General features: G+C 42.5%; 16 protein-coding genes. 14 read left to right on the top strand and 2 right to left on the bottom strand.

Annotated elements, in window-relative coordinates:
• The first annotated feature begins 26 nt into the window (after window positions 1–26).
• The 7 genes from ACR3I3_RS10210 (at window position 27) to mtaB (ending at window position 9,741) form a co-directional block, all read left to right on the top strand.
• Window positions 27–1,958, top strand: a complete 1,932-nt coding sequence (locus tag ACR3I3_RS10210; RefSeq protein WP_440952153.1) for a hydantoinase/oxoprolinase N-terminal domain-containing protein — start codon at window positions 27–29, stop codon at window positions 1,956–1,958.
• A gap of 345 nt (window positions 1,959–2,303) precedes the next feature.
• Window positions 2,304–3,323 (top strand): methylcobamide:CoM methyltransferase MtaA, encoded by a 1,020-nt coding sequence (gene mtaA / locus ACR3I3_RS10205; protein ID WP_440952152.1) that lies wholly within the window; start codon window positions 2,304–2,306, stop codon window positions 3,321–3,323.
• Window positions 3,324–3,395: 72 nt separating this feature from the next.
• Window positions 3,396–5,012 carry a methylamine methyltransferase corrinoid protein reductive activase gene (locus ACR3I3_RS10200; protein ID WP_440952151.1) on the top strand — a complete coding sequence of 539 codons (1,617 nt, stop codon included), beginning with the start codon at window positions 3,396–3,398 and terminating at the stop codon, window positions 5,010–5,012.
• A gap of 345 nt (window positions 5,013–5,357) precedes the next feature.
• Window positions 5,358–6,557 carry an ammonium transporter gene (locus ACR3I3_RS10195; RefSeq protein ID WP_440952150.1) on the top strand — a complete coding sequence of 400 codons (1,200 nt, stop codon included), beginning with the start codon at window positions 5,358–5,360 and terminating at the stop codon, window positions 6,555–6,557.
• A gap of 2 nt (window positions 6,558–6,559) precedes the next feature.
• Entirely contained in the window at window positions 6,560–6,892 is a 333-nt protein-coding gene (locus tag ACR3I3_RS10190; RefSeq protein WP_440952149.1) for a P-II family nitrogen regulator, read from the top strand.
• A gap of 679 nt (window positions 6,893–7,571) precedes the next feature.
• A complete protein-coding gene (gene mtaC, locus ACR3I3_RS10185) occupies window positions 7,572–8,342 on the top strand; it encodes a methanol--corrinoid protein MtaC (RefSeq protein ID WP_440952148.1) in 771 nt (256 codons plus the stop codon).
• A 13-nt stretch (window positions 8,343–8,355) separates the two neighbouring features.
• On the top strand, window positions 8,356–9,741 hold the full coding sequence (gene mtaB / locus ACR3I3_RS10180; RefSeq protein WP_440952147.1) for a methanol--corrinoid protein co-methyltransferase MtaB: 1,386 nt from the start codon (window positions 8,356–8,358) through the stop codon (window positions 9,739–9,741).
• 659 nt (window positions 9,742–10,400) lie between these two features.
• On the opposite strand, the gene ACR3I3_RS10175 is transcribed toward mtaB, so the two are convergent.
• Together ACR3I3_RS10175 and ACR3I3_RS10170 are read right to left on the bottom strand one after the other, a co-directional pair.
• Window positions 10,401–11,834 carry a right-handed parallel beta-helix repeat-containing protein gene (locus tag ACR3I3_RS10175; RefSeq protein ID WP_440952146.1) on the bottom strand — a complete coding sequence of 478 codons (1,434 nt, stop codon included), beginning with the start codon at window positions 11,832–11,834 and terminating at the stop codon, window positions 10,401–10,403.
• Between the two features lie 15 nt (window positions 11,835–11,849).
• On the bottom strand, window positions 11,850–13,559 hold the full coding sequence (locus tag ACR3I3_RS10170) for a right-handed parallel beta-helix repeat-containing protein (RefSeq protein WP_440952145.1): 1,710 nt from the start codon (window positions 13,557–13,559) through the stop codon (window positions 11,850–11,852).
• Window positions 13,560–14,223: 664 nt separating this feature from the next.
• On the opposite strand from ACR3I3_RS10170, the gene ACR3I3_RS10165 reads away from it, so the two are divergent.
• From ACR3I3_RS10165 to nifD, 7 genes are all read left to right on the top strand, one after another.
• Window positions 14,224–15,603 (top strand): ammonium transporter, encoded by a 1,380-nt coding sequence (locus ACR3I3_RS10165; RefSeq protein ID WP_440953788.1) that lies wholly within the window; start codon window positions 14,224–14,226, stop codon window positions 15,601–15,603.
• Between the two features lie 3 nt (window positions 15,604–15,606).
• Window positions 15,607–15,945: a P-II family nitrogen regulator gene (locus ACR3I3_RS10160; protein ID WP_440952144.1), complete on the top strand. Its 339-nt coding sequence runs from the start codon at window positions 15,607–15,609 to the stop codon at window positions 15,943–15,945.
• Between the two features lie 205 nt (window positions 15,946–16,150).
• Entirely contained in the window at window positions 16,151–17,005 is an 855-nt protein-coding gene (locus tag ACR3I3_RS10155; RefSeq protein ID WP_440952143.1) for a GNAT family N-acetyltransferase, read from the top strand.
• Between the two features lie 200 nt (window positions 17,006–17,205).
• Window positions 17,206–18,027 carry a nitrogenase iron protein gene (nifH, locus tag ACR3I3_RS10150; protein WP_440952142.1) on the top strand — a complete coding sequence of 274 codons (822 nt, stop codon included), beginning with the start codon at window positions 17,206–17,208 and terminating at the stop codon, window positions 18,025–18,027.
• A gap of 12 nt (window positions 18,028–18,039) precedes the next feature.
• Complete coding sequence (locus ACR3I3_RS10145) at window positions 18,040–18,357, top strand: P-II family nitrogen regulator (protein WP_440952141.1); 318 nt, start codon at window positions 18,040–18,042, stop codon at window positions 18,355–18,357.
• Window positions 18,358–18,377: 20 nt separating this feature from the next.
• Window positions 18,378–18,758 carry a P-II family nitrogen regulator gene (locus ACR3I3_RS10140; RefSeq protein WP_440952140.1) on the top strand — a complete coding sequence of 127 codons (381 nt, stop codon included), beginning with the start codon at window positions 18,378–18,380 and terminating at the stop codon, window positions 18,756–18,758.
• Window positions 18,755–20,332, top strand: coding sequence for a nitrogenase molybdenum-iron protein alpha chain (gene nifD / locus ACR3I3_RS10135; RefSeq protein ID WP_440952139.1), 1,578 nt, complete (start codon window positions 18,755–18,757; stop codon window positions 20,330–20,332). The genes ACR3I3_RS10140 and nifD overlap by 4 nt, the downstream gene beginning before the upstream one ends.
• Window positions 20,333–20,335: the final 3 nt, after the last annotated feature.

The following is a 20,335-nucleotide window of genomic DNA, read 5'->3' as shown; positions in this document are numbered from 1 at the left end:
CTATGTAAGATACATGGGGGGTACTAATGCAATATAGCCTGGGTATCGATGCGGGTGGGACGTATACTGATGCGGTCATCATCAGGGATTCTGATGGTGAGGTGGTCGATTCGAATAAATCTTTTACAACATATCCTAATCCTCTGGGTGGGATAAAAAACGTACTGGATTCACTTGATAAGCAATACCTGAAGAACGTAAGCCTTGTTTCCGTGTCCACAACTCTCTCGACCAACTCGCTGCTTGAAGGTACCGGTGATCCTGTGGGACTTATTCTTGTGGGGGATCATCCTGTTGAGAAAGAATTTCCAACCAAAGATGCGATCCTGGTTTCCGGGGGGCATGATCATAATGGAGAAGAGGTTTCACCTCTGGATATCGATGCTGTCCGGGAGTTTGTTCTTTCAACCAAGAATGAGGTGGCAGCCTATGCCGTTTCAGCCAATTTCGGGATCCGTAATCCGGAACATGAACTTCGCACCAAAGAGCTGATCAGACAGCTGACTTCCATGCCAGTAGTATGTGGTCACGAACTTTCTCAGGAGCTTGGGGCTTATGAAAGGGCTGTGACAGCTTTCCTGAATGCCAGTTTGATACCCATAACCACAACTTTCGTAAATTCAGTGATATCTGATATCAGAAGGAGGGGGATAGAAGCCAGAATGCTGATCCTGAGATGCGATGGATCCGTGGCTAACGTTGAGGATGCCCTTAACAAACCCATTGAAACAATATTCTCTGGTCCTGCTGCAAGCCTGCTGGGTGCTTCCCATCTCTCAGGCAGGAAGACCTGTGCTGTCATTGATGTAGGAGGAACAAGCACAGACCTGCTGTCAATTCATGATGGTGTTCCAAAGATCAGCAGTTCCGGAGCTGTTGTTGGTGGCTGGAAGACCAGGGTGAAGGCCATAAAGATGGAGACCTCTGCGATGGGAGGGGACAGTCATGTATGGGTAAAGGGTGAAACAGCATATATCGGTCCAAGAAGGGTCATGCCACTGTGTGTTGCTTCCGTAAATTATGATGGCTTTCTTGAAAAGCTCAGACACAACAGGATGATCTCAAGGAATGATCTTAATGAGAATTTCCAGCAGACACGGTTCTTTGTAAAGACCGGTTATAAAGCCAGAGGCCTTAATGATTCGGAAAAAGAAGTTCTGAATATCATTGACAATGAACCTGCATCAATCAACGATATCTCCAGAATGCTGAAACGTCCGCCATCCGTATTCACACTGGATTCTCTGATACAGAAAAGACTTGTACAGGCTATTGGTTTTACACCGACTGATGCACTGCATGTAAGGGGGGATTATAATGCATGGGATAGTGAGGCTGCCAACATCGGAGCGGAGATGCTTTCGAGAGTATCACGCATGGGCAAATATGAATTCTGTGATCATATCAAGGAAAAAGTAACTAAGAATATAGCGCTGAACCTGCTTTCATTTATCCTTCCAAACACTCCCGAGAGTGCAATTGAGAACATCCTCAATGAAGAATATCCGGTAAAGTTCAAGGTGGAGATCCCGGTTGTGATGATAGGGGGGCCGGTCAGGTCCTATGTCGATGAACTGGGGGAAGTTATAGAAGCTGAGATCATTGTTCCCGATCTTGCAGATGTGGGAAATGCTATTGGCGCACTTGTCGGAAAAGGTATCAAAAGAGTGGAGATCAATATAAGACCATTCTCGCTGACATCTCCGGAGAATGATTTTCTTGTGTTCTCTCCTGTTGGAAGACAACGTTTTGAAAAATATCTCGAAGCACTGGACTTTGCCACAGATCTGGGGAAGAGGATTGTAAAGGATCATGTAAGCAAATGTGGAATTCCGGAAAGCCAGATACAGGTCACTATGTCCAAAAAAATGGTCTCTCCAGAAGGGTGGGCTCATCCTCCAATGGAGACAAAACTGGTCATTGTAGGGGTTGGGACACCTTTGTTGGCTTTGAAATGATTCGTCTCAGGTTGAAATGGGATGATATATATCATTCTGTAAAAAGATATTATTTAGCAAACACATTTAATTATTTTTTACTGTTGACCGGGATTCATTATAAAAAATACACAAAAAGTTCGCTTTTGAACAAATTCAGCATTATGACGTTTTAGTTTGAACTGATCTCTAAAGATTCTGGAGTATGTATTTATATAGAATTAATTGCTAATTTTATTTTGAATTCATTATACTCCTTTAAGTTTTGGGATTGGGTCGGGGCTTATTTTCAAGTCCATTTAATATTTGAAGGAGCATATTAGTAGGATTTAATAGAATTCTATTATTGATGGGGGACAAGTGAGAATGACTGATTTAACTCTTAAGGAAAGACTGGTCAAAGCATTGAAAGGAGAAGAAATCGACAAAATTCCGGTAGTTTCTGTTACTCAGACTGGTATAGTAGAGTTGATGGATGCAACCGGAGCTGAATGGCCAGAGGCACACTCTGATGCCCAGATGATGGCAACCCTTGCAATTGCAGCCCATGAGATCGCCGGGCTTGAGGGGGTAAGATATCCTTACTGCCTGACCGTCCTTGCAGAGGCAATGGGCTGTGAGGTCAATATGGGAACAAAGGACAGACAGCCATCTGTTACGGACCATCCGTATCCCAAGGGTACAGATGATCTCAAGATGCCAGACGATCTCCTTGGAGAGGGCAGGATCCCTGTTGTGCTGGAGGCTACAAAGATCATCAGGGAGAAAGTCGGAGACGATGTTCCTGTTATTGCAGGTATGGAAGGACCAGTTACTCTTGCATCTGATCTTGCAAGTGTCAAGAAGTTCATGAAATGGTCCATCAAGAAACCGGAGGACTTTGAGAAGATCCTGGACTTTGCAACAGATGCATGCATAAAGTATGCACAGGCACTTGTGGATGCAGGAGCAGATATTATAAGTGTTGCCGACCCTGTTGCATCGCCTGACCTGATGAATCCTGCAACATTTGAATCAAAATTTAAACCAAGGCTCAGTAGATTTGCAGAGAGCCTTGATGTCCCAACTGTACTACACGTGTGTGGTAACGTTACACCTATCATCGGAATGATGGCAGATTGTAAGTTCGATGGTCTCAGCATTGAAGAAAAGGTCAGTAATCTCAAGGGGGCAAAGAAGACTGTCAATGGAAGAGCAAGGATCGTTGGTAATATCTCAAGTCCTTTCACTATTCTGTCAGGAACTCCCGAAAAGGTCAAAGAAGATGTAAAGAAGGCTTTGGAAGATGGTGTAGACGTGCTTGCTCCGGGATGCGGTATTGCTCCAAAATCCCCTGTCGAGAACGTAAGGGCCCTTGTTGAAGGCAGGGATGAATACTACGCATAAAATGGATGGGTAAGTTATCTTTAAAGCAGGAGAAACCCTTGTTTTCTCCTTTTATTTTAAAGGAGCAATAGCATGAAATTGGGAATTGCGATCGACCTGGGTACCAGTGGGTTCAGGGCCCAGAAGATCGATCTTGAGAACGAAGAGGTCAAAAAAACTGTGATAACTCTCAGAAACCCATTGCCAGGTGCAAATGTCATGGATCATTTGGACTTTGCTATCCATTACGGTCAGGATCTTGCCCACGAACTTGTGATAAATGCTGTTAAGAATATCATATCTGAGCTCGATGTAGGGGATAATGACCTTGAGAGGATCTCTGTCTGTGGAAATCCCATCCAGCTTTCAATATTTCAGGGAGTTCCTATCGATGACCTTGCCTATGCGGGTGAAAGGAAGAAGCAACTGCTTGAAATCAAGGAACAGAAAAGAGATGCAGTTATTCTGGACAGCGGTCAGGTAAAGGGCCTTGAGGAGTTCAGTGGTTGTAAGATCATCGTACCTCCTGCCATCAAACATGAGGTTGGTGCAGATGCGCTTGCACTTATTGTCAAGTCAGGGATCCTGGAGAGGGATGAGATCGCAATTGCTACTGATTATGGCACGAATGCTGAAATGGCCCTGAAGGTAGGAAATGTGATCTACACGGGTTCTGCTGCAGCCGGACCTGCACTTGAGGGACAGCAGATAAAGGATGGTACAATAGCTTCGCCGTATACTATTTCGGATATCGGGTTCGAGGACGGCTCTCTGAGAAACTATGTACTTGATAAAGAGATGACTCCTGTAAAAGGGGACCTTGTCAACCCAAAGAACGGTGAGGTAGTTGAGACTGGTGATATCAGAGCTGAAGGTATTACAGGTACAGGTGTCATAGCACTCATAGAAGTTTCTCTTAAGAATGGACTTATCCAGCTTCCAAAGATCAAGACATCAGAAGGTCTGATACACCTTCAGGACAAGATCACCTTCACAGAAAAGGATCTTGTGGAAGCCGGTAAGGCAATAGGCGCGATAAGGGCCGGGCATATTACACTTTGCAATTCAGCAGGCATTGAGATGGAGGATGTCAGAACAGCCTATATGTCAGGTGCGGCGGGCACCTATATGGATGCCATGAAAGCCCATCAGATCGGCATGATACCCTATAATGTAGAAAATGTCTACCAGATAGGTAACACATCTCTGATCGTTGCAAGGGAAATTCTCCTGTCCGAAGACCGGCTTTGGGAGCTTCAGGATATTGCAAGAAGAATAGTGGGTACCCATGTCATGTTTGCAACAGATGAGGCTTTCAAGGATGCATACATACTCGAGATCTCTTACTGGGGAGAGGGCATGCCCTTCAAGGCTTTGAAGAAGTATCTGAAAAAGAAGAAACTTCCGACAATAGATGAACCGAAATTTACTCCTGAAGTGAAAAAAGTTGTTGATAAGGATATACCTGTCCTTGGGGATGAAGGTTTACATGTATTGGAAAAGATCGGTACATATCTTACAATGATGGTCCATGATTGTGCCAGGTGCCACAAATGTATAAAAGTATGTCCCAATGATGCGATAACCGTAGATGATGACGGTAAAGTGACAATAAGAACGGACCTTTGTGATGGTGCGCACTGCCTTAAATGTGCACGTTCCTGCCCTTCTGAACATTTTAAGTGGGAAAATCTTGAGGTAATGGCCTGATACTGAAGATGTGTTGATGTGAGCAGTTGTAACAGGCTATTTTTCGGGAATCATTGGTCCACTCCATTCCTGTAGCCTGAAATAACAAGCCTTCCGTGGAATATGGTTCGCAGGTTGTAAAGTCGTGCCTTATTGAGTAGTATTTCTAAGATATGTTCTTATAATATGAATACGGAAATAAGTTGCTTATTACCTTTAAGGTATGTACTCTGTTAATTAGGAATATTGGAAAAATTAGAAAGGTGACAATATGTTAATGGGAATTAATTACAATGGATTGGATCGTGAAATACATTGCAAGCTCACCTTTGCAGCTCATGTGGATGGATAGGAGGTGCGACGAGTATGGTCCTAAGCTCGGGTGACACTGCTTTTGTTCTTATCTGCACTGCAATGGTCATGCTGATGACACCTGGTGTAGGTTTGTTCTACGGCGGAATGGTCAGGAATAAGAACTTGATCTCAATGGTGGCGATCTCATTCATTTCGTTGGCAATTGTGAGCATACAGTGGGTTACTGTAGGTTACACGCTTTCTTTCGGTCCGGATATCGGTGGTTTGATCGGAGGCTTCGATTTTATTGGACTTAGAGGTGTTGGAATGGATGGGGATGGTATACCTGACCTGCTTTTCATGGTTTTTCAGCTGGTTTTTGCTGCTGTTGCACTTGCAATTCTCACTTCAGGAGTTGCAGAGAGAGTTAAGCTCAGTTCCTTCATTGTCTTTGGACTTCTCTGGACTACCCTCGTCTATGATCCTCTTGCCCACTGGGCATGGGGTGGTGGATGGGCAGGAGAGCTTGGTGCACTTGATTTTGCAGGAGGGACTGTTGTTCACATAAGTTCCGGTTTTGGAGCTCTTGCTCTGGCTCTTGTAGTCGGTAAACGTGTAGGATTTGGAAAATACAGCATGGAAGCTGAGAACATTTCCACAACACTACTAGGCAGTGCGTTACTCTGGTTTGGATGGTTTGGATTCAATGCAGGAAGTGCTCTTGCTGCAGATGGACTGGCAACAAATGCCTTTGTGGTCACAAACGTTTCTGCTGCATCGGGTGCTATTGCATGGATGTTTGCTTCATGGAGAAAGGGAAAACCCAGTTCTCTGGGAATGGTCAGTGGTGCTATTGCAGGTCTTGTTGCGATCACACCAGCATGTGGTTTTGTCGGACCTATGGCTGCGATCGTGATTGGTGGCTCTGCAGGATTACTCTGTTACGGTGCGTTGCTCTTCCGTATTAACAGAGGACTTGATGAAAGTTTGGATGCGTGGGCAATACATGGTATGGGAGGTCTTTTTGGAGCACTTGCGACCGGTATCTTTGCAGTTGCTTCCATCGGTGGCGTTGATGGCCTTATCTATGGAAATGTGAATCAGTTCCTTATTCAGGCACTTGATGCATTTGTAGCTGTGGGTTATGCATTTGTGGTCACGTTCCTGCTCGCAAAGCTTGTTGACAAGACCCTGGGACTAAGGGTGACAGAAGAAGAGGAATACGTCGGTCTGGACATCTCACAGCACGGTGAGTCTATGATGAAGTGGTAATTATGAAAAGAGTTAATGCTATTATTCGTCCCGAAAAGTTGGAAGATGTAAAAGAATCCCTTGAGGAAAAGGGATTCTTTGCAATGACTATATATGATGTGAAGGGCAGGGGTGCTCAAAAGGGCATCTGTCTCCAGTTCAGAGGTAAGCAGACCTTAGTTGATATGATACCAAAGGTTGAGATTGGTATAGTTATCAAAGATGACGAAGTGCGTGAGGTTATTGATATTATAAGGAAAGCAGGACGTACCGGGAAATTTGGAGATGGGAAGATATTTATATCGCCTGTTGAGATGGTCGCGGGCATAAGGACAGATGAGATAATTACTGAATAAATTCTCAGATGTGGTCCTTTATTCCGGACCATCTTATTTCTTTTTTATCTTTATTAATTCAAACTCGTTTAGAAGATACTAGTAGATATAAAGCCTCCTTTCTGGTAGAAGTCAGCCAGTCATAGTTGATCATTGGTGAGGTTAACAGGCAATGGGAAAAGGAAAGATTCTCGTTTTTTGTTGCTTTTTGTTGTATTTCTCATAAAACATCAAGGCTTTAATCCTTCTTATTAATATATCGATTATCAAAAGTACACATTATATTGTAATATTTCTCTAGTCACATTATCGATATCTGTAACTCTTTTTTATCCCCTATTTTTCTTATATCCTTTTTCTACATAAGATACTTATATATATCAGTTACTTTTTAATGATTAATAGGTAAAGTATATAAACAAATTTAAGATTTTTGTCTTTTACATAGTGTAACTTATTTTTTTGTTACTATTATCAATATCAGTAGCCCTATTCGATATTGTTTGAATCTGTTGAAAAAATTAAATTTAAAGCATTGCATTTATATACCACATCAATCGGAAGGAAACACTTATATGTCATTCCCTCCTAATTTTTTTTGGAGGATTTCATATTGGAATCCTTGGGGGTTTATAGGGGAATTTACATTTTTAATTAAATAATTTTCTCCAAACCTATGCAAAAATAAAGGGAGTATAACATGACCAGTTTCGATGTGGAACCCAGTGAAATTCTGGTAAGATACAATGTGAAAATGGAAAAAGAAATGTCGCCTGAAGATGCTGCAGCTGAACTCTATCCTACCGATGAGTTATACAGGCCAATTGCAGAAGCCATCTTTGATGGTGAAGAAGACGACGTTATTGAAGGTCTTGAGGCTGCAATTGATGCAGGCAAGGACCCAATTGCATTGATAGATGATGCACTTATGGTAGGTATGAAGGTCGTTACAGACCTGTACGACCAGGGTATCATTTTCCTGCCAAACGTCATGATGTCTGCAGATGCAATGCTTGAAGGTATCGAGTTCTGTAAGGAACAGTCCGACGAAGCACCTGTTTCAAAAGGAAAGGTCGTCTGTCACGTAGCAGAAGGAGATGTACACGACATCGGTAAATCCATCGTTGCTGCACTTCTCAGAGCAAACGGATACGATGTCATTGACCTTGGTCGTGATGTCCCTGTGGATGAAGTTATCGAGGCTGTCAAAGCCGAGAAACCGATCATGCTTACAGGTACTGCACTGATGACAACCACAATGTATGCTTTTAAGGCCGTCAACGACAGGCTGCTGGAAGCAGGTATCAGGATCCCATTCGCCTGTGGTGGTGGGGCAGTTAACCAGGACTTCGTAACAACATACGAGCTTGGTGTCTATGGTGAGGAAGCAGCTGACGCACCGAAGATGGCAGATGCTATTCTTGCAGGATCAGATCTGAGTGCACTGAAAGAGGAATTCCACAAACACTAAAGAGGTGATAATAATGGCAATCAACAGATACACAAAGATGGCATATGACAGTGCAGATGACATGATCTTCGGTAAGGCAAAATTCCCCGTAAAGGCAGGACTTGGTCTTGAGATAGGTGCCGGATACACTTCCCCTGAGGTCAACTATGCTCCAAGGCCAGAGGCCGGTGCATCAAAAGAGAAGCTTATCAGGGAATACCAGAGGATCACTACCGATATCATGAACCGTATGGTCCAGGTCGGTTTCCCATCTGTGGTACTTGAAACAGAACACGTTGAGCAGATGACCAACAACCCAACCTGGGGAGGAGAGGTCGCACACGCACAGAAAGAGATCATGGAAGAGTTCCATGACGAATATGGTATCAAATGTGCATTAAGACACACCTGTGGTGATGTTCGTGAAGACCGTGACTTCCTCGGACTCAGAGGCGACAAGTTCAACGTCCTTATGGAATCCTTCGAGGAAGTAGCATCAAACGGTGCTGACCTTCTTTCCATTGAGACAATGGGTGGTAAGGAAGTATTCGACTATGCTATCCTGAGGAACGATGTGCCAGGTATGCTCTATGCAATTGGCTGTCTCGGTACCATTGATATGGACTTCATCTGGCAGGAGATCGCAAACGTTGCAAAGAAGCACAACGTCGTAGCAGCTGGTGACACCGACTGTTCCGAAGCTAACACTGCAATGTTCATTGCAGGTGGTCTGCTCGACAAGAACCTTGCTCACACACTTGCTATCATCGCAAGGGCTATCTCAGCACCAAGGTCACTCGCAGCATACGAGGCTGGAGCTGTGGGTCCTGGTAAGGACTGTGGATATGAGAACACCATCGTAAAAGCGATCACCGGTATGCCAATGACGCAGGAAGGCAAGACTTCCACATGTGCACACTCTGATGTCATGGGTAACCTTGTCATGCAGTGCTGTGACCTGTGGTCGAACGAGTCCGTCGAGTACCATGCAGAGTTTGGCGGTACATCCGTGCAGTGCTGGTCAGAAACCCTCGGATACGATTGTGCTCTGATGAACACTGCACTTGCAACCGGTCAGGAGAAGGTTCTCAGGGATCTCATGGTACTTTCCGACAAGTACAGGGACCCACAGGGCTATGTCCTTGCATATGACAACGCATACCGTGTCGGTGAAGCTATCGTCAAGGACGGAAACGACATCTACCTCCGTGCAAAGAATGCTGCACTCAAATGTGTAGAGATCCTGGAGGAAGGAATGTCTGATAAGCTCGAGCTCACAAGGTTCGAGAAGGGTGCACTTGGAGATGCAAAGGCTGCTCTGGAAACACTTACAGACGACAAGGAAACCTTCATGAGCGACTGCATGACCAAATATAAGGAAGAGGTAAAGGTATTCCTGCCTGAGAACTACGGTCTCTAAGCAGGATTGCCGGGAAGTTTTTCAGACATGATCTTAGCCCCGATTCCCTCGGGGCTATCTTTCATCACCTTGAACTTTTATTTAATTAAAAGAATATTCGAGAACCTTTTCACTAAGTGAGGCATCTTCTTTTAGTTGATCAGGTGATCACTTTATTTTTACTCATTTTTAATGATCCGGATTATTTTCTCTTATTGACCTGTTGCTTTAGCAAGACAAATTTTGGCAGCTTTTGATGTTGCTTTTTTATCAAATAAGTTATTTGCCTATTTGGCGGCATGTTTATTTCTTTTTAAAGTTGTTTATAAGAATGCTCGATTTTGAGGGCTTGCCCATAAAGTCCCCTACTTTGTGGTCAAATACCCTACTTTAGAGGCAAGTTGCCTACATTATGGTCAAATCGCATGTCGGCAACTTATTTCCGCCTATTCGTGTAGCCAAAATCATATTGTTAATTTTAAAATGTGGGATGTTATAATCTCATTAACACTGCTGCAACTCAAAATGGGAATTAAATGTTTAAAATAAATGAACACTTTGTCCGAAAAATAGGACACTTATTGGACAACAACATCAATTTTTGGACAAAAAATAAAATACATTAATCCCCTCGCTTTAACTGCCACCCATCAACAGTTTCTTAATTAATCTGTTGCATCTCATTTTCTTCTCATAAACATAAATGCGATTCCCAACATGATCAATGTCAACACGGAACCGATAAAAGGCATCTCGGTAATTCCCCTATCGTTGATGTAGTTGATACCAATGTTATTTTCAGAAACATTTGCAACGAGACCTTTGCCATTGTCGAATAGATGATTTCCACTTACGGTGTTGTTATTGCTGGAATCTTCAAGGAACTTGCAATATTTGAAATCGTGTGTCACGATATCGGTATTCACTCTTTTATTATTGGATTGATTGAGGTTGATACCGTGATAGTCGTTCAAGTTTGCAGTATTGTTAATAATCGTGTTGAAGGTGGAAGACTTAAGGTATATCCCATGTACTTTGTTCGAGTTTGCAGTGTTTCCCTCGATACTGTTGTTACTGGTTTCATTCAGATATATACCATATTGTTCGTTCGAATTTGCAGTATTATTGATCAATGAGTTATGGTCGCTGTAATAATACAACAGGATTCCGTGCTCATTATTCGAAGCAGTGTTGTTTCCCAGATAATTGCCCCAGGAAAAATCATTAAGATAGATTCCATGTTCACCGTTTGAATTTGCTGTGTTGCCTTCCAGCACGTTGTAATGAGAAGAATCAAGGTAGATACCGTCACGTTTGTTGAAGTTTGCAGTGTTATTTATAAGTGTGAGATTTGAGGCTTCTCTAATGTAGATACCATGTTCGTTGTCCGAAGCTCTGTTATTGATAAACGTATTGTCGTTGCTATAAAAGTGCAAAACAATAGCAATCCCGTTGTTCGAAATGTTGTTATTGTTAAATGTGTTATTAGAGCCTCCATACATAAGGATGCCTCCTTCATTGTTCAGTACAGCATTATTACTCAGTTCGCTGTTGTTGGAACTCGACAAAAAGATGGCGATACGGTTGCCTGATGCAGTATTATTACTCAGTACATTATTGCTGGATCCCTCCAAAAAGACACCTATGCTATTGTTGAACAATCGATTGTTAGTAATAATACAACCTTGGACCTCAGTATCCTTTACGGGAACAAATACAGGAACTCCATCAAGATATATTCCATAGGCAGGACTGTTTTTTTCAGTGCTATTGGCACCTGTTATGTTAAATCCGCTGATTGTTACGTTATTTGCAGTCACATGAAATACAGAATCATTTGAGTCTGCGGCTTGAACAGCCGTATCATCTGGATTTCCAGATTCAGAGACTATCGCTAACTCCTTGTCCACATCAATGTTTTCTGAATACTTCCCTGGATGAACAAGGATTGTATCACCATTGGTTGATGCGTTGACGGCTGCCTGAATGGTAGTATAATCTGCATTTCCATTATCGTTGACGATAATTGTATCCGCTGTCACGTTACTCGATGTTATTATCAAAAAGACAATTGTTATCGCAATATAGATTGCGTTACTTGATTTCATTTGCATATATTTACACACCTTTCAATCGATTCCGCTGATTATAACGAGAATGAATATAGCAATACAAATTGAAATTATAAGGGATAGTTTTGTTCTTCTTGCTCCAAAATAGCCAATTAATCCATAAAGTACCATAAATGGGGATACATCAACAATTGAACTCCAGTGCAACCAATATCCAAGATTCACTATGGGATCAGGATCCAGCGTTCCCAAAATAATTTCTGCATATATGAAGGAGAGAGGGATTAGAAATACACCTGAAAGCGTTGAAAAAAGCTGATCTTCCGTTGTATATCCATAAAAAATTATGACTGCTGCAGGCAGGCCGAATTCCAGGAATCTTATAAACAAGTAATTCCACAGGAGAATAGGAATTATTGTTTCCAGCAAATGTAGCTCATATATAACTTTAATCAATGCAGGTAGAAGTGGAAGTAACAAAATCATTGAAACAGAGATAATCGATTTCTTCTTGCCAATTTTATCTTTGAGCAAATATGAGGTACTAAGCATAATCAGTATTAGCAAGAACACAAACGCTAATGCCTTCAAAAAAACTTCGCCTTTGATATTGTTATTACTCAAAGTATTGTACTTGGAAGCACTGTGATATATACCGTACCTCTCGTTCGAGCCATCATTATTTTCCAGAAGATTCCAATGGGAATACTTAAGGAAGATGCCTATGTCGTTGTTTGATGCGGTGTTATCTCTAAGCTTATTATTGTTAGAAGAAAAGAGAACTATTCCATATTTTTCATTTGAATTTGCCTTGTTATATTCCAAAGTGTTATTTTTGTTATACCCTCTCAAAGAGATACCAGCATGATTATTCGATGCATTGTTATTGATGAGAGTATTATCGTTGCAGTAACCCTCCAAGTAGATACCATCTTTATTATTTGATGCAGTGTTATTTTCCAATGTGCAGTAGCTTGATCCAATAAGACGTATCCCAATAAAGTTGTTCAATGCGATATTATTGTCTAAGGTGTTGTTATCGGATGCCTCAAAATAGATTCCACAAGTAGTGTTTGATACGGTATTATAACTCAGGAAGTTGTTCTCGGAATTGATAAGGCGGATTCCCTCAATGCTGTTAAAGGCATTATTCTTATTCAGATTATTGTATGTAGAATGTTCCAGAAGGATCCCATTCTCAGAGTTGTTCAACGCGGCGTTGTTGTCTAGTATGTTGTAGTTTGAATCGATAAGATGGATGCCGCCAATGTTGTATGTTGCAATATTGTTACTCAATGTGTTGTTGCTGGATGCTTCAAGAACGAGTCCATAAAAAACATTGGAGAATTGGTTGTTGTTAATGACACAATTATGAACTCCATCGAGATAGATTCCAGGTACTGAATCCTCCCAGTAACGTTCAACGCCGTCCTTCACATAAAATCCACTGATCTTTACTTCGTCTGCAGTTATATGAAATACATAATCACTTGAATCTATGGCTTGAACAATGGCATTTTCTAGATTTCCTGATTTTGCAACTATCGTTAACTCCTTGTTCACATCAACATTTTCTGAATATATTCCAGGATAAACAAGAACTGTATCACCATTGTTTGCAGCGTCAATTGCTGCCTGTATGGTAGTATAATTTGCACTCCCATTATCGTCAACATTAATCGTAGCTGCTGCAGCGATACCTGAAACCATAGTCAAAAAACCAATTGTCACTACAATGTAAAATATGTAACATGATTTCATTTGCATCTATTACAACTCCCCAACATTGGTAATATATTTTAGTTGGAAGTATATGAATACATCGGACAAATATATTAACTGTGTGAATATAGATGTTGAACCAATAGCGCATTTGCTTAAAAATGTAGAATATAAGAGTGGGAGCTAACGGACCTTTGTCAACTGGATGTGATCCTGGTTTGGTAATCTCCATGGGAAAACGTCAACAACTTTGCATCAATTTGAATCATTTTTCGGTCAAAAATACGATTTTTTCGGACAAAATGAATAGTTCAATCCATAAACTGTTGCCGCACATATGACAGAGAGAGTTTATAGTCAAAATTTGACTTTATGGTCAAAAACCAGAAGCTATAATTTATCTTTGGGATTGTATATAAACACGGATGCTGTGTTCCTTGTCGAAGAATTTTTGAAATTGATACCATTTTCAGAAAAATGGGGGCATTGCGCGTTCCTGATTTTTTGAGTTTATGGTCAACTGTATCACTTTGTAGTCAAATTGTGTAGTTTGTGGTCAAGAGGACTTTATGGGCAAGCCCCGATTTTGAGATAATTTTAAATAATATTAACTATACAGTAAGATTCCGTATACCTTATTGGATCGAAGGTACAGGAGCTACGACATATGAGATATTTAACAAAAGAACATACGAACCGTACCTGCTGGATGCTGACGGTACTTTTTGTATTATTTACATTCTGTACATTAACGGCATCCGCTGCAACAGTGGAGGAGAACACCCAGGCAATCGCTGATCTGGAAACAGCATTGACATTTGTCTGGCTGCTTGTCGCAGGAGCAATAGTATTCCTGATGCATGCAGGATTCTCACTGGTAGAGGTTGGGCTTACACGTTCCAAGAACACTGCCAACATTCTCATGAAGAACTTCATGACCATTTGTCTTGGTATCCTGGTGTACTGGGCAGTTGGCTGGGGTATCATGTATGGTGCTGATGCCGCAGGACTGATCGGCATCGACCAGTTTTTCCTCAAGGGAGCTGACAATGCACTCTGGAACAGCTGGTGGTTCCAGATGGTCTTCGCAGCAACCGGTGCAACAATCGTATCAGGAGCAATGGCAGAAAGAACTGATCTTAAAGCTTACCTGATTTATACAATCGCACTTGTAGCATTTATTTATCCGGTATACGGACACTGGGTCTGGAGCGGTGCAGACAAAGCACTTCTAACAGGTTCTGAAAGCCCTCTGGTACAACTCGCAGGAATTGGTTTCCACGACTTTGCAGGATCAGGAGTAGTACACTCGATCGGTGGTTATTCAGCCCTTGCAGGTGTGCTACTTGTAGGTTCAAGGATCGGCAAGTTCAAAAATGGGAAACCGGTAGCTATTCCGGGTCATAACCTGACATTTGCATTCCTTGGAACCCTCATCCTTGCATTCGGATGGGTAGGCTTCAACGGAGGAAGTACACTTGATGGTAATGATCCATACATGAATCTGGTAATTGCCAACACATTCATATCGGCAGCTGCCGGTGCAGTGACTGTGATGCTGATCACCTGGATCAAGACTAAAAAGCCTGATCCCTCACTTACTGCAAACGGACTTCTTGCAGGTCTTGTGGCAATCACGGCACCATGTGGTTCAGTTAACAACTGGGCAGCACTTGTGATCGGAATTGTGGGAGGAATTGTGGTCTATAAGGGTGTGATGTTCAATGAGAACGTACTGAAAGTGGACGATCCTGTTGGTGCAATTGCAGTACACGGATATGCAGGTAGCTGGGGATTGCTGTCAGTCGGTATATTCTCAATAGGAATAGGCAATGGCATTCTTTCCGATTCAGTATATGCAGCAGAAGGGGTAGGTCTGATCTACGGAGGATACAGTCAGTTCATCATCCAGTTAATTGGAATGATCCTGAGTATTGTATGGGCCTTTGGAATCTCCTATATCGTATTCAAGATAATTGACCTGGCAATTGGAATTCGCGTATCTGAAGAAGATGAGATCGCAGGTCTTGACAGGGCTGAACACGGAATCAGGGCATATCCTGAATATGTGCTGAGCAAGGAGGTATGAAATATGCATAAAATAGAAGCTATCATACGACCCACAAAGATCCATGATGTTAAGGCTGCACTAGAAAATGCGAAATTCGAGAGTATGACCATTACGGATGTTACCGGACGTGGAAAACAGAAGGGAATGGTTCATCAGTGGAGAGGGCGCGAATACTGTGTCGACCTGTTACCCAAGATCAAGATCGAGGTCGTTGTAACGGATGCAAAAGTTGATGATGTGGTCGACATCATCATGGAGAATGCTTCAACCGGTGAAGTTGGCGACGGAAAGATCTTCATCTATCCTGTGGAGAGAGTCATCCGTATCCGCACAGGTGAAACTGATGGAGATGCTCTTTGAGCATTTCCATCTTGTTCCATTTTGATTATATGGAATACTAATTAAATCTGGATTCTGGAAATAATGCGTTATTTAAGTTAGTTACTACATTGTACCTAGTTTACTTTCGATCCAAATCTAACGCTAAACTCCAGAATCCTAACTTCCTTTCGATTTCACTGTTGGATGAATATTTTTTTGAATCGCATTATATATGGAGAAAATATTGAAAATTCGAAAAATGGAGTGTGGAGATCTTGAACACATCTTATTTCTTGCTCATTCAGAAGGGTGGATATCAGATCTTAATGAGTTCTCACTGATCCTGCAGTCAAATCCGATGGGATGTTTTACAGCTGAGGTTTGTCATCAGGTAATTGGTGCTGTTATGAGTGTTAAATATGGGCAAAGTGCCTGGGTTGGTAATCTTATTGTTGACAAGGGGTATAGAAAGCTTGGTATTGGCAGCAAGCTTCTGGGGTGCACAATACAGCATCTTGAGAGTGATGACTCAATAAAGTCAATATACCTCAATGCTGCACATGATGCAGTCTGCCTCTATACCAGATTTGGATTTGTAAGGTCTGGTGAAGTTCTAAGATGGTTGAAGAATAACAATACGCGGGGAGATCATGCATCGCAAAGTACGGACAAGGTGTCTGCACTCAAAAATAAAAAATGCATAATGAAGATCGATAAAAACTGCTGGGGAGATGATCGCTCATCTTTATTTGGGAAACTGATCAATGAACGTAAGTGTGTAATGATCGAAGATGGGCCTGCATTCCTGATGTATTATAGCTTAAAGACTGGTACAAAGGATCTGCAGGTCATTGGTCCGTGGGAAGTTGAAAATGGGAGTGAGCGAATAGCTTCGAATTTGCTGGAAGAATCACTTTCAAGAATGGAGGGTTCATCCGTTGTACTGGATGTTCCTGCAGAAAATAAAGTTGCAAGGGAGGTATTGAGCAAAGCGGGTTTTGGGGTCATAGGAAGCACTGTCTTCATGTATCGAAAAAATCTTCAGGATATTAAATTTGAAGATATTTTCGGATTCATGAGCATGGGTTCAATGGGATAAATTTTGTTTTTAGAATAATTTCATCTCTTGGTATCGATTATTTTTAATTTCTTTTTTTGTATATTTTTTAATTATCTTATTTTTTTGTTTATATTATGACAAAGTACTTATATTAGAAAGTCGTACATAGGTTGCCGTTTGATGATAAGTAAATAAATACTTATCTATAGTGACAAAAATGGCATCGAAGGAGCAACAATATGCGACAGGTAGCAATATATGGGAAAGGCGGAATCGGCAAATCAACCACAACACAGAACCTGACAGCAGCGCTTGCGACAATGGGCAAGAAGATCCTGCTTGTGGGGTGTGATCCGAAAGCGGATTCCACAAGGATGCTTCTGGGGGGACTTAGCCAGAAGACGGTGCTTGATACATTAAGGAGTGAGGGTGATGATTCAGTTAAACTTGATGACCTTATCCAGCCGGGTTTTGGAAATATCAGCTGTGTTGAATCGGGTGGACCGGAACCTGGAGTTGGATGCGCAGGAAGGGGTATCATCACATCAATTGGTCTTCTTGAGAACCTTGGTGCCTACGAGGAAAACCCGGACTACGTGTTCTATGACGTACTTGGTGACGTCGTATGTGGAGGCTTCGCCATGCCTATTCGTGAAGGAAAGGCACAGGAGATCTACATTGTAGCCAGTGGTGAGCTAATGGCGATCTATGCGGCTAACAACATCTGCAAGGGAATTCAGAAATATGCAAAAGGTGGAGCACGTCTTGGGGGTATTATCTGCAACAGCAGGAAAGTCGATGGTGAAAAGGAACTTCTGGAGGCCTTTGCAGAAAGACTTGGAAGCAAGTTGATCCACTTTGTCCCAAGGGACAATATCGTACAGCGTGCGGAGATCAACAAGAAGACAGTCATCGATTTTGACCCTGAATCCGATCAGGCAAAGGAATACCTTACACTGGCAGAGAACATCGAGAATAACGACAAGTTCGTCGTACCAAAACCTCTGGAAATGGATGATCTTGAAGCAATGATGGTGGAATTCGGAATTATCGAACTATGAGGGGGTCAGCAAATGCAGATGATTCGTGCAATAGTCAGGCCAAATAAAGTGTCTGAGATCGTTGAAGAACTTGAGATGGTCGGATTTGTTTCCCTGACCAAAATGGACGTCTTTGGAAGAGGTAAGCAGAGGGGTATTCACACACCTGACGTGCAGTTCGATGAACTTCCAAAAGCAATGCTGATGATGGTCGTAGAGGATGAGGACAAGGACAAGGTTGTTGATATCATAAAGATCTCAGCGCACACAGGCAAGTATGGTGATGGAAAGATCTTCGTAAGCCCTGTGGAGAACGCTTACACAATACGCACAGGTGAAGCCGGACTTTAAGAACACCAGGAAGGAGTAAAATGAAAGAAATTAAGGCAATCATTCGAATGAACAAGGTCAAGAAAACACTTGATGCCCTGTCTGATTGCGGATATCCTTCTTTCACCGTCCAGATGGTGATGGGAAGGGGTAAGCAGAAAGGATTGTGTTATGAGTTCAACCCTCCACTTTCAGATCCGGAAATCGGACCATCAAAGAACTGCATTCCTTTTGTTCCAAAACGCCTTTTCACTATTGTTGTGGATGATAAGGCAGCAGACAGGGTGGTCCAGAGGATCATCAATGTTAACCAGACCGGCCATGCTGGTGATGGTAAGATATTCGTGATAGACATACCCGAATCAGTGAGGGTGAGAACTGGTGAGGAAGGCAATATTTCAGTTGAGAGGGATGGTCTATGAGCTCAGAGATCCAGAACAATCAGAGTATAGTCGACAATATGCTCAAACAATATCCTGAGAAGGTAGCAAAGGACAGAAGGAAGCATCTGGTCGTCAGGGATTGTTCCTCAGAACAACACATAGAGGCCAACAGCAAAGTTATCCCCGGAGTGATGACAAATCGCGGCTGTGCCTTTGCCGGAGGCAAGGGGGTTGTCATGGGTCCTATCAAGGACATGGTGCATATTGTCCATGGTCCTATAGGTTGTGCATATTTTACCTGGGGTACCAGACGTAATTTTGCCAAAGCAAAGGATGGGGAAGACAATTACATGCAATATTGTTTCTCCACAGATATGCAGGAAACCGATATTGTATTTGGTGGTGAGAAAAAGCTCAAGACAGCTATCGATGATGCTGTACGCATCTTCAATCCCGGTGCTATCTCGGTTTGTGCCACATGTCCTGTGGGACTCATAGGAGATGACATAGAAGCTGTTGCTCAGGAAGCAGAGAATGAACATGGTGTCAAGGTCATGGCACTTCGCTGTGAAGGATACCGTGGTGTAAGCCAGTCAGCAGGTCACCACATTGCAAGTAACGTCCTGATGGAACACGTGGTCGGTACAGAGGAACTGGAAGACCCGACACCATTTGATATCAACATATTCGGGGAGTACAATATCGGAGGTGATCTCTGGGAGATCACACCACTTCTTGAAAAGATCGGTTACCGTATAGTTTCAAGTTTCACAGGTGACGGATCATACCACGACCTTGCAAAAGCCCATCTTGCAAAGTTGAGCATCCTGATGTGCCACAGATCTGTGAACTATACAAACCGTATGATGGAAGAGAAGTATGGTGTACCATGGTTAAAGGTCAACTACATAGGAGTGGAAGCAACGAAAAAATCCCTGAGGAAGATGGCGAAGTTCTTTGATGATCCCGAGATCACCAGAAAGACTGAAGAGGTTATCGGGGAAGAGGTTGAAAAGATCGCTCCTGAGCTTGATAAGTACAGGAGGAAGCTGGAAGGTAAGAAAGTCTTCATCTATGCAGGTGGCTCCAGATCACACCACTACCAGAACCTTTTCGAGGATCTGGGGATGAAGGTTGTCCTGGCCGGATACCAATTCGCCCACAGGGATGACTATGAGGGACGTGCTATTCTCAAGGATATGAAGGAGAAGGCCTCAAGCACTATGCTGGAAGACCTCCACTATGAGATGGAAGGGGGTTTTGAACCTGCAATAAGCGAAGAACGCATGAAAGAGCTGAAAGAGAAGCTTGGACTTATGGATTATGAGGGAATGTTCCCCGAGACAAAGGATGGTACTGTAGTTGTAGATGACCTGAATCACTATGAGACTGAATACCTGATCAAAGAGCTAAAACCTGATCTTTTCTGCTCCGGTATCAAGGATAAGTACTGGGCACAGAAAATGGGAGTCCCTTCAAGGCAGATCCACTCCTATGATTACAGTGGTCGTTATACCGGTTTTTCAGGAGTGCTGAACTTCGCAAAGGACATGGATATGGCCATCAACAGCCCCACATGGAAATTCATGAAGGTGCCATGGAGAGCAGAATAACAG

Origin of the sequence: Methanococcoides mangrovi (assembly GCF_052057775.1) — an archaeon.
Classification (GTDB): Archaea; Halobacteriota; Methanosarcinia; order Methanosarcinales; family Methanosarcinaceae; genus Methanococcoides.
This window is presented reverse-complemented; position numbering and strand designations above follow the sequence as displayed.

Bases quoted from the DNA above. Each gene is read 5' to 3' on its own strand.
- ACR3I3_RS10210 (WP_440952153.1), top strand. From the start codon at position 27: ATGCAATATAGCCTGGGTATCGATGCGGGTGGGACGTATACTGATGCG.
- mtaA (WP_440952152.1), top strand. From the start codon at position 2,304: ATGACTGATTTAACTCTTAAGGAAAGACTGGTCAAAGCATTGAAAGGA.
- ACR3I3_RS10200 (WP_440952151.1), top strand. From the start codon at position 3,396: ATGAAATTGGGAATTGCGATCGACCTGGGTACCAGTGGGTTCAGGGCC.
- ACR3I3_RS10195 (WP_440952150.1), top strand. From the start codon at position 5,358: ATGGTCCTAAGCTCGGGTGACACTGCTTTTGTTCTTATCTGCACTGCA.
- ACR3I3_RS10190 (WP_440952149.1), top strand. From the start codon at position 6,560: ATGAAAAGAGTTAATGCTATTATTCGTCCCGAAAAGTTGGAAGATGTA.
- mtaC (WP_440952148.1), top strand. From the start codon at position 7,572: ATGACCAGTTTCGATGTGGAACCCAGTGAAATTCTGGTAAGATACAAT.
- mtaB (WP_440952147.1), top strand. From the start codon at position 8,356: ATGGCAATCAACAGATACACAAAGATGGCATATGACAGTGCAGATGAC.
- ACR3I3_RS10175 (WP_440952146.1), bottom strand. From the start codon at position 11,834: ATGCAAATGAAATCAAGTAACGCAATCTATATTGCGATAACAATTGTC.
- ACR3I3_RS10170 (WP_440952145.1), bottom strand. From the start codon at position 13,559: ATGCAAATGAAATCATGTTACATATTTTACATTGTAGTGACAATTGGT.
- ACR3I3_RS10165 (WP_440953788.1), top strand. From the start codon at position 14,224: ATGCTGACGGTACTTTTTGTATTATTTACATTCTGTACATTAACGGCA.
- ACR3I3_RS10160 (WP_440952144.1), top strand. From the start codon at position 15,607: ATGCATAAAATAGAAGCTATCATACGACCCACAAAGATCCATGATGTT.
- nifH (WP_440952142.1), top strand. From the start codon at position 17,206: ATGCGACAGGTAGCAATATATGGGAAAGGCGGAATCGGCAAATCAACC.
- ACR3I3_RS10145 (WP_440952141.1), top strand. From the start codon at position 18,040: ATGCAGATGATTCGTGCAATAGTCAGGCCAAATAAAGTGTCTGAGATC.
- ACR3I3_RS10140 (WP_440952140.1), top strand. From the start codon at position 18,378: ATGAAAGAAATTAAGGCAATCATTCGAATGAACAAGGTCAAGAAAACA.
- nifD (WP_440952139.1), top strand. From the start codon at position 18,755: ATGAGCTCAGAGATCCAGAACAATCAGAGTATAGTCGACAATATGCTC.